This is a genomic window from Advenella faeciporci, assembly GCF_014652395.1.
GTDB lineage: Bacteria > Pseudomonadota > Gammaproteobacteria > Burkholderiales > Burkholderiaceae_B > Advenella > Advenella faeciporci.
This window is the reverse complement of the sequence record NZ_BMYS01000013.1, coordinates 80,706-90,598: the sequence shown is the minus strand read 5'-3', so window position 1 is coordinate 90,598 and position 9,893 is coordinate 80,706. Positions and strand designations below refer to the sequence as shown.

Sequence of the window (9,893 nt, the reverse complement as noted above, 5' to 3'; positions counted from 1 at the left end):
TTCGCTTCAAGCCGCTCTTGGGTAACTTCAATTGCCTGCTTTTTTTAGCCATGTTCAACTGTCAATCAAAGCCGCTTATTATCTCAAAAAATGCTTAACTTAATGGCAGTGACGCAGAGCGTGGGAATGCATACACAACACACAGGAAACAAAAACCATGGCACAGGCAATAGTCATTCACCAACCCGGTGGCCCCGGCGTTTTACAGCCGCAAACCATCACCGTAGGCAAACCCGGCCCCAACGAACTGCGTATCCGGCAAACCGCCATTGGCGTGAACTTTCATGACGTTTACGTGCGTTCCGGCCTTTACCAAACCCTGCCGCTACCGGGCATTCCCGGCATAGAAGCCGTGGGCATAGTAGAAGAAACCGGCTCACAGGTTACCAACTTCACCGTTGGTGACAGAATTGGCTACATCACCCGCAGCTATGGCGTTTACACCTCTGAGCGCCTGTTGCCTGCCGACCTTGCCATCCGTCTGCCCGACAGCATTAGCGATGACCTGGCCGCCACCCTTTTGCTAAAAGGCCTGACCGCAGAAATGCTGGTAAAACAGGTGCACCCCGTTAAACCCGGTGAGCGGGTACTGGTGCATGCCGCTGCCGGTGGCGTAGGGCGTTTGCTATGCCAGTGGGCCAGCCACCTGGGGGCGACCGTAATAGGCACGGTTGGCAATGCCCAAAAAGCCGAACTGGCCCGCCAGGCCGGTTGTGCGCATACTATTTTGTACCGTGAAGAAAACGTTGTGGAACGGGTGCAAGACATCACGAATGGCAAAGGCGTGAATGTGGCCTATGACTCGGTGGGTAAAGACACCTTCCAGGGCTCGCTGGACAGCCTGGCCATTTGTGGACACCTGGTTAATTTCGGGCAATCGTCGGGCAGCGTGGCGCCGTTTGAGGTATCTGCCCTGTTTGCCAAGTCCAACAGCCTGACACGGCCCAGCGTGTTTCACTACGCCCGGGAAAGAAGCATGCTGGACAGCATGAGCAACAACCTGTTCAATGCACTGGAACAGGGGGCCATCAAGGCCGAACCGGGTATGGCCTTTGCACTGGCAGACGCTGCTAAGGCACATGAAATGCTGGAATCAAGGGAAAGAACGGGGGCTTTGCTGTTGAAGCCTTGAGCTTGGTTTGCTTTATCTCATTCTCACGCTCTGCGTGGGAATGCATACAAAACGTTAACATACTGATATGTATTAGCTAAAAAATGAACAAACAGTTTGCCTTATAAAATCACCCATTAATTTTTATAAATCCTTGTTTCTTCTTGAATAAAAAACCTTCATTGGCAAACATCAGCATAGACTCATCACCTTTACTATTTCCATAGGCATAAATAAACGGTGGTAAACGCCCATTTAGCCATTCCAAAATTCTTTGAACCTTTTGTTCACCAAAACAGTTCCCTCCCTTTAATTTACCGGTAATGCAATCTTCCCTAACAGCCAGTTGGCTGCTTAACAAGGCATTGATATTTTCCATTTTTACCCAGCTACTTAGATAAACATCAAGCGAAGCACTAACCAGAATGCATTCATGTCCCAGTTGTTGGTGCCATCTCAAACGTTCTATTCCTTCGGCCCTAAGCATGCCTGGTATGATTTCATGGCTGAATTTGCTACCCAAATCAAACAGTTCATCTTTAAGATAGCCAGACAAATACCATTTCAACACCAGCTGTTTGGCAACGTCGTTGCGAATGAGCTTCAAGAAATAAGCGATTAAAATGGGGCTGATTGCAAACAACTTAATATAGTAAACAGGTTTCCCGACCACAAACTTAAGAAATGGCATCAAGGAATCTTTGGTCGTAAGCGTGCCATCAAAATCAAAAAAAGCAACTGGCCGATTGAAATCCGTTTTAGTCATATGATTCATAATGACATTTTTTTGAAAATAGACTCTGGAATATGTTTAATCATAAACATGATACCCCACCAAAAACCAGGTAAATAAACTTCATTTTTACCCTTAACCATGGCGCTTACAATGCCTTGAGCAATCTTGTCAGGTTTACTCCATAGTAAGCCTGACTTGTTAAAACTGGCAGTCATTGGGGTATCTACAAAACCGGGTTTGATGGTAACAACATCAACACCTTTTTGAGCCAAACGGTTGCGCAAACCCTGCAAAAACAGGCTTACCATACCTTTAGAGGCACCATAAACGTAGTTGCTTTGCCTACCCCGGTCACCCGCTACCGAGCTGATTACGGAAATTACCCCTTTTTGTTTGGGTTCAAAATAATTTGCCAGCAAAGTCAATAAACTGATTATGCTTAACGCATTCGTTTCAATTTCTTTTAGCGTTAAGTCAACACTATTCTCACAGTCTTGTTGAGTTGGTAAGGTACCGTGTGCAATCAGGACGGCATCAATATCACCCAATACATCTTGGGCACGCTCGATAATTGCCTGATGCTGTTTAATATTTACCAGATCACAACAGAAACCTTCAATTTTTTGATTGGTCCCTGCCCTGACTTTCAAATCATCAACAATCGCTGTCAGTTTGTTATTATTCCGACCAACGCAAAACAATGAAGCACCCTGGCTCACCAGTTGGCGTGAAACCTGTTCGGCAATGGCAGAGGTGGCACCAAAAATAACGACTCGTTTTAAAGTATTCATGGTGTTACCCGTTTCCAGAAGCTTGAAGAAAAATTTGGATCTGTAAAGTGACTGAATGCTTCCCACTGTGGGAAACCTGACTGGAACAAATCTGCTGGCATACGTGCATCTTTTGCGGGATAAAGTGCTCCTCCTGCCTCTCTCACAAGGGCATCAAAGTCAGCTAATAAACGCAGGGTTTTGTCACCCCGGTTAGGAAAATCCAATGCCAGCGTCATACCAGGGCGAGCGAAAGACAGCATGCCTATTGAGGGTTGATTGCCAAATGCTTTAAGAATCGCTAAAAAAGAACCTTCTTTTCTTTTTGAGATGGTATTCAATAAAATTAACGTGGCTTCTTTTGCGTTGTCAGGTGGAATAACACACTGATATTGATAAAAACCCTGACGACCATAAATACGGTTCCAGTTTTGAATGGCATCCAATGGATAAAAATACGGGACATAATGCGACAATGCGCCTTGTGGCTTAACACTTTGACGGTAATAAAGCGCATTAAACGCCCGTAAGCTCATTGGGTTAATGAGCGAGAAAGGGGGTGAAAATGGAATCCGTTTTGTTTTTTCTTTGAAAACAGGGTAAGTATTTTGGCTGGCTGCATGTTGGCCGGCAAATAAAATGCCCCTGCCACGCGAGTTCCCACCTGCCATGCAATCAATCCATGCAACCGTGTATGGAAAATTTTGTTCGGCCTGTGCGTTTAATGGCCAAAACTCATCAAGGTTTTGAAACCGTTGTGATTGGACCCACATCCATGAGTTGTTGACAGGTATCAGTTGCAGTTCAACCCAGCGTATAAGGCCGGTCAACCCCAACCCCCCAATGCTTGCCTTAAAATAGTCTGTATTTTCTGTTGCTGAACAATGCAGAATAGAACCATCGCTACGCCAAAGTTCAAAGGCCCTTACATGATGCCCAAAACTGCCCATAATATGATGGTTTTTGCCATGTACATCATTGGCAACAGCCCCCCCGATGGTGGCAAGCCGTGTACCGGGGGTAACCGGTAGAAACCAGCCTTGCGGAACAATTAGTGCCAGAATATCAGCCAATGTCATACCCGCTTCACACTGGATTACACCTGTTACAGGGTTAAACTCAATGAACCGGTCAAGCCCGTGGGTGAGCAAAAGCGTGCCTTCGTTAGTTAGGCAAACATCCCCATAACTGCGGCCATTGCCATAAGGCAGAAAGGGTTTTGGCAAATGCGTTGAAAACGGCTCTTGTCGGTAAGACAGGGCATGAATTTTTTCAGAAAAAACACGGGGCAGTTGGTTCCAGGAAAGAGGGGTTTTCATTTTCCGGTACTCATTGAAGTATCCAAAGCGTGCAGGCAAACCATAATATAACAGTCATTAATAAATGGGGGTCTTGTAGCAAATCTTTGGCTGTGTCGTTACCCCTTGAGCAACGATGCAACAGGAATATATAACGAAAAATGCCATACATCACAAAGGGTAATGTAAGAATCAGGTTCTCGGTATTGTGAAGTTGGATAGTTTTGGGTGAAACCGTATACAAACCGTATGAAAGAATAGTGCCGGCTGCGGTGATCGCAATGTACTGTTCTAAAATAATTGGGCTGTAGTCATCTAAAACCCGTCTTGTTAAAGCTTGATCTTGTTTGTCACCCCCTTTTAGCATAAGGAGTTCTGCGCGTCGTTTAGAAAAGCCCATAAATAAGGTTATCATTAAGCCACATAGCAGTAACCAGGCAGAAGGTGCAATACCAAGCCCAAGCGTACCGGCTAGAATCCTTAGCATAAAGCCAGACGAGATTAAAAATACATCAAGAATGACAACATGCTTTAAGCTTAATGAATAAAAAATATTAATAATAAAATAACTGATAGTGCATGCCGCAACGTAAATACTTACGCTTATTGACAGCCCAACTGATGCCAAAAACAAGGCCACTAACAATATTTTTGCATGATATGGTGAAATTTCCCTGCTGGCGATGGGCCTTTTGCATTTTATTGGGTGAGCACGGTCTGTTTCAACATCAACCAGGTCATTAAGGATATACACCGCACTTGCCATGGCACAGAATGCGGCAAATGTCATCATGCTTTCATACAGTGTTGATAAATCCCATTGATGAGCAAATAAAGGACCGATGAATACAAAGCTGTTTTTCAGGTATTGATGGGGCCGGATGAGTTTTATAAGAGGGGGCACTTTGACAGAGTATCCTTGTATCCTGTGAAAAATGTAAATTTTGGCCAGTATTACTGCAACAATCTTAGTGCTTAGCCAACGGGTAAGATTGTAATGCTATATTTTCGGTTAAAAGATTTTGGCACAACGGTCGGCCGGTTTATTCCGATTTATCGGAATAGGATTTCATACATCATCTAGAGTTTTCATGCGTTTTTTTTCTAAAATCAATCAAAATAATTTGCTTCATAACAGGGTTTTAATCGTTTTTTTTGCTTCCCTGTTTTTGCTGGTTCTAATACGAACAGCCTGGATTTCTGATGATGCCGCTATTACTTTAAGAACCGTTTTAAACTTTACCCATGGGTTTGGGCCAACGTTTAATATTGATGAAAGAGTTCAAGCTTACACTCATCCTTTGTGGTTTTTATTGTTATCGGTTGGTTCTTTTATTTTAGGGAATGTTTTTTATACAACTTTTTTCCTATCAATCTTTATTTCTGTTGCAACATTGATTTTTTTGCTTGGTACACAGCCACGCAACTTGCTGGCTCTTGTTTTGGTTGGTACAGCTGCAGTTTTATCAAAATCTTTTGTTGATTTTTCTACTTCTGGCTTGGAAAATACTTTATCACATTTAATTTTATTGATAGCAGTTGTTTATGCATCATTGTGCCTTGATAAAGGTAAAAATAGATTAACTGGATTTTTCTTATCCTGTTCTGCACTTTATCTTAATCGTCCAGATTTGCTTTTGATAATGCTGCCCATGGCGATATATTTATTTTATACCGCTTATCGAAAGCCAGAGCATCACGTTTGGAAATCAATTTTAATTGCATCCATTCCTGTTGTTTTGTGGACGGGGTTTTCCATATTTTATTATGGGTTTCCGTTTCCAAATACGGCTTATGCAAAACTGGGTACAGGAATAGATTTAGATGAGAGAGTTGTTCAAGGGCTAATATACATATTGCATGTAATTATTCAGGACCCAATAACAGCCTTTTTCATTATGGCTGGCATCATAATTGGGATTTTTTCGTCAGTTTTAAATAGATGGCTTTCAATAGGAATAATTTTATATCTTGTTTATATTTTAAGTATTGGTGGTGATTTTATGATGGGTCGTTTTTTATCAGCACCATTTTTTGTATCATTGATTATTATTGCGAGAGAATCTTTTTCAAAACTCATTGCAATTACGCTTATGGTTTCAATTATTGTTTTAGGTTCTCGTAATATTATTCCTAATTTTATTTCAGGTTCTTCATATTCGAATCAGGCAATATCAATATATGGTGTGGCTGATGAAAGAGGATACTATTATCAACGTTTTGGTTTGTTAGCGGCTACAAAAAATACTTTTAAACAACCACAATGGTTCATTTATAATGAAAAGGTAGAAACTATTTGTGGAGAGCTGGGTTTTAATTCTATACGTCATGGGCCAGGAATGCATTATATAGATACCTGTGCTTTGGCTGATCCGCTTTTGGCCAGATTGCCTGCAAAATATGATCCTAATTGGCGAATTGGCCATTTTTATAGGCAACTTCCCACTAATTATCAAGAAAGTCTTGAAAAAAATAAAAACTTGCTAGCTGATGAAAATACTAAAAAATATTGGGATTCAATTCGTATTGTTACACGAGATGGACTCTTTAATAAAAATAGGTTATTCGAAATTATAAAATTAAATTTTGGGTTTATTGAAAAGCCGGATTATGATATGTATAGATATCATAATGTTAAGAATAAAATTAATGGTGAGTTGGAATATTAAAAATTTTCATAATATATATTGGTATGTTTTAATGTAAATAATTTAGTTGTTATTTTGAGTAAATTACAAAAACTGAATCTGAATTTTTTTGAGGTGGCTCAAAGTAGTCGATAATGTATCCGGCATCATGTAAATCAGCCATTAATTTTTTGGTATTGATGGTGCTGTTTAGAGCAAAGAATATAAAAGGTTTTCTTTTATCTAGTGTGATTAATTCATCGTAATCCAAAGGTGTTGGATTAAAATCAATATTACCTAATTTGTCAAGATAAAATCTAGACATTAAGCTTTCTATATACAACATGTTACTATCTATATTTTTATGGTAATAAAATTTGTGAGTAATATGTAAGCCTTTATCAAAAATGAATTTAGACGCAGCAGCATGATTTTGGAAAGGGTATTGTTTTGATTTTGTTTCTAAGTAAGCAATAGATATTGCGCTTAGTCCGAATGCAATAACTAATAAAAAATGAAAAATTTTCATTTGATAAAAAGCAAAAAACAAATAAGCTATAAAAATTGAAAAGATTGGAAGGAGAACAATAAAATTTCGGTATGTTGAAATAGGAGTATGCAAATCAATTAAGGCTACACAAAAAACAAACAGAAAAATAATAGATGTAGAGAATTTGAAAATTATCTTTGATGTTATGCCTGAAATTACACTTTTCGATTGAAGTATTTTGAGTAAATAAGCAGTAAAACCAATATAAATAAAAACACCTGTAATTGAAAAAATAGTGGTTGAATTAAAAAAAATATATTTTAAAATAAGAGTTTGTTGAGTTAATGCATTGAAAAATATTTTTAATGTTGTTTGAACTCCTTCTGATTTTATCCAAAAATCGCCTCCTGTTTTGGATGACAAGTTACCTAATAAAAAATGAACTATAGGCCACACTAGAGTTGTTAAGCCTGCGAGGAAAAAACTAATTCTAAATTTAAGTGGTTTGATTGTTATAAATAAGTATAAAAGAACCAGACCTGAGAAGATAAAGCCAAAATAATGAGTTAATGACAGTAATAATGAAAGAGTTGAAATCAAGAGTGCAAATATCAACGAACTGTTTTTTGTTAAAAATTTTAAAGTAGTGATGGTAAGTAATGTTGACAGGAACAACATCATTGCATAAGAGCGGGTTTCTTGGGCATAGAATGAAAACAGGAAGCTGGTTGAAAATATCACTATTGCAACTGTTGACAAACCAAGTGGTATATTTTTTAAAACCCAATATGAAAAAAATGAAATTGCCAGTAAAGAAAATAAAAGGCTTAACGATCGTGTAGCAAACTCTGATGTTCCGAAAAGATTAATCCAGAAACTTAAAATCATTTGATAAAGTGGGGGGTGAACATCTTTCATAATAAATTTAGAAAACATTTCTTCCATCGGAAGTGATGATGCTGTTACTGAGTAGAGTTCATCCCACCAATAGGAATAGGGTTGCCAAATATTAAAAAAAGCAAGGGAAATGCCTAGTAAAAAAAATAGAGCTGCTGACAGTTTTAATAGATTATTCTGACTCATAACTAATCTAAGGAAATGCTGAATTATTAACCATATGGGGACTAAAGAAGCCTGTATAGTGTTTGTTAAACAGGTGTTGCATCTATTCAAAAATACTAGAAAAACCAAGCTTTTTTTTCATATCCCAGTAAGATAAAACACCTTTTTCGGAGAAACTTAAATTTAATGCCTCTTTAAAATCATCAATGTCAATATTTCCGTCTTTTTTTATAAAATATAGATGGGGATAAGAATTGTCATATGAAACAGAAAAAGCCTGGTAATCATCAGATTTATCTTTTAAGTAATCATAGACCGTGAGAGGTGCCTTTGTTACACCATATTTAACCACCCTCCAATCAGTATCTTTTTTGATACCGTTAAGCACTTCTGGATAAGATAGCTCACAGTAATTTTTATTACAAACCTTTGAGTAGTCAGCAGTTTCTACTACATGTATGAAGATGAGGTCAGGGTTCAACCCTTCAATGTATGCAGGGGACGATCCATTCACAGCGGTCTCTGGAGTATTTAGACCAACTAAGTCATACTTTTTACCATTTACCCAGTAAGCAAATCTTCCTGCTTCAGTCAGAGCTATTTTAGTTTCATTATCTATGTTTTTTGATAGATGATAAGGGAAATAGTTAATGTAACCATCGTTTTTCAAGTTGTGAATCATAAAAGAAAAACCAGCAGAATAAATTGCAGTAGAAGAGAATATTGTAGCGCTCATTATCGTAAGTATGATCACTGTAACCCTATTAACATCACCTTTCATTTTTTCTAAAAAATATGAAATAAATAAAGTGGAACATATTATTAGAAGTGTTGTACCTGGAGCTTGAAATCTAAATGCAATATTCTGACTTTGAGTCGCAAACATCAAGGCAATAAATAGGGCAGAAATAGGTATAGAGGCAATAATTATTCTCCACCTATCTTTATAAAAAATAAGAGCAACAATTACAAATATAAGTAAAAAACAATTATACAATGCCCAATTTATATGGGGCCAAAAACCAGGAAAAGATTCTGCTGATGTGCTCTTGACGTAAAGTGGAAGTGGTAAGAGATAGCCAAAATATGTATATCGCCATGCAAAGTATCCCACCCCAAAAGTAAAACAAAAGGCAGAAACAAGCAAATATTTTCTTATCACTGCTTTACGGTATGCGAAATAAAGACCAGTAATAGATGCAACAATGCCTATAATCACACCATCAGGTCTTAATAACCCAAGAGTAATACCGACAACAGGTAGAAGATGAAGTTTTTTTCCTTTAGATTCATATATAAGATAAAAAGATAACGCAACAAAAAAACAATAGAATCCTGCGCTAAAACCTGCCAGTGACGCCTGAGATACCTGGGACAACAAAATTATCAAAGACAAAGAAAAACTGACCAGCATAAGCTTACTTCCAGAAATATGCTTGGAAGCAAGAACGACTGACAAAGCTGCTATTAAAGAAAGGCCTAGACCGTTTAAAAAGGCAGCAGATAAAGCGACATCAACTCCAAAATAACTTCCCAAACTCAATAAGATCATCCACAAGAAGTCCGTAGCTCCTTCAGCAGGAGGGCCTCCAGGAAAATAAGCTATCCCATTACCATTGGCAAGACTTTCAGAAAAAATGAATAATATATAGGCATCTTCATGTAAGTGACCTGTCATCAAAATATAAATTGCTAAAGCAATGTATAATAAAAATACTAATACTGGAGGTATAAAAGCAGTTTTATTCATCTTAAACCAATGTTCAGTTCATTTTGTTGTTTATGATCCGGGGGGATTA

8 protein-coding genes are annotated in these 9,893 nt (G+C 38.4%); 2 read left to right on the top strand and 6 right to left on the bottom strand.

The annotated features are described in order from the left end of the window. The first annotated feature begins 157 nt into the window (after positions 1-157). Positions 158-1,132, top strand: coding sequence for a quinone oxidoreductase family protein (locus tag IE074_RS09895; protein ID WP_189385302.1), 975 nt, complete (start codon positions 158-160; stop codon positions 1,130-1,132). A gap of 109 nt (positions 1,133-1,241) precedes the next feature. On the opposite strand, the gene IE074_RS09890 is transcribed toward IE074_RS09895, so the two are convergent. The 4 genes from IE074_RS09890 to IE074_RS09875 are packed head-to-tail and all read right to left on the bottom strand — an operon-like array spanning position 1,242 to position 4,819. Then, complete coding sequence (locus IE074_RS09890) at positions 1,242-1,877, bottom strand: HAD-IB family hydrolase (protein WP_189385301.1); 636 nt, start codon at positions 1,875-1,877, stop codon at positions 1,242-1,244. Positions 1,878-1,882: 5 nt separating this feature from the next. After that, a complete protein-coding gene (locus IE074_RS09885; RefSeq protein WP_189385300.1) occupies positions 1,883-2,638 on the bottom strand; it encodes an SDR family oxidoreductase in 756 nt (251 codons plus the stop codon). Further along, positions 2,635-3,936: an FAD-binding oxidoreductase gene (locus IE074_RS09880; protein WP_189385299.1), complete on the bottom strand. Its 1,302-nt coding sequence runs from the start codon at positions 3,934-3,936 to the stop codon at positions 2,635-2,637. Before IE074_RS09880 ends, IE074_RS09885 begins: the two co-directional genes overlap by 4 nt. A 10-nt stretch (positions 3,937-3,946) precedes the next feature. After that, on the bottom strand, positions 3,947-4,819 hold the full coding sequence (locus tag IE074_RS09875; protein WP_229793976.1) for a decaprenyl-phosphate phosphoribosyltransferase: 873 nt from the start codon (positions 4,817-4,819) through the stop codon (positions 3,947-3,949). 187 nt (positions 4,820-5,006) lie between these two features. Here IE074_RS09875 and IE074_RS09870 point away from each other — a divergent pair, with 187 nt between their 5' ends. Then, entirely contained in the window at positions 5,007-6,584 is a 1,578-nt protein-coding gene (locus IE074_RS09870; RefSeq protein WP_189385298.1) for a hypothetical protein, read from the top strand. A 49-nt stretch (positions 6,585-6,633) separates the two neighbouring features. On the opposite strand, the gene IE074_RS09865 is transcribed toward IE074_RS09870, so the two are convergent. Beyond that, the gene (locus tag IE074_RS09865; RefSeq protein WP_189385297.1) at positions 6,634-8,115 is read right to left on the bottom strand and encodes a glycosyltransferase family protein; all 1,482 of its coding nucleotides are present in this window, start codon (positions 8,113-8,115) and stop codon (positions 6,634-6,636) included. Positions 8,116-8,197: 82 nt separating this feature from the next. Continuing rightward, positions 8,198-9,844 carry a DUF8728 domain-containing protein gene (locus tag IE074_RS09860; protein WP_189385296.1) on the bottom strand — a complete coding sequence of 549 codons (1,647 nt, stop codon included), beginning with the start codon at positions 9,842-9,844 and terminating at the stop codon, positions 8,198-8,200. Between the last annotated feature and the right edge of the window lie 49 nt (positions 9,845-9,893).

What these genes read in the sequence shown, in the direction of transcription:
- IE074_RS09895 (WP_189385302.1), top strand. Translation starts at nt 158, where the DNA reads ATGGCACAGGCAATAGTCATTCACCAACCCGGTGGCCCCGGCGTTTTA.
- IE074_RS09890 (WP_189385301.1), bottom strand. Translation starts at nt 1,877, where the DNA reads ATGACTAAAACGGATTTCAATCGGCCAGTTGCTTTTTTTGATTTTGAT.
- IE074_RS09885 (WP_189385300.1), bottom strand. Translation starts at nt 2,638, where the DNA reads ATGAATACTTTAAAACGAGTCGTTATTTTTGGTGCCACCTCTGCCATT.
- IE074_RS09880 (WP_189385299.1), bottom strand. Translation starts at nt 3,936, where the DNA reads ATGAAAACCCCTCTTTCCTGGAACCAACTGCCCCGTGTTTTTTCTGAA.
- IE074_RS09870 (WP_189385298.1), top strand. Translation starts at nt 5,007, where the DNA reads ATGCGTTTTTTTTCTAAAATCAATCAAAATAATTTGCTTCATAACAGG.
- IE074_RS09865 (WP_189385297.1), bottom strand. Translation starts at nt 8,115, where the DNA reads ATGAGTCAGAATAATCTATTAAAACTGTCAGCAGCTCTATTTTTTTTA.
- IE074_RS09860 (WP_189385296.1), bottom strand. Translation starts at nt 9,844, where the DNA reads ATGAATAAAACTGCTTTTATACCTCCAGTATTAGTATTTTTATTATAC.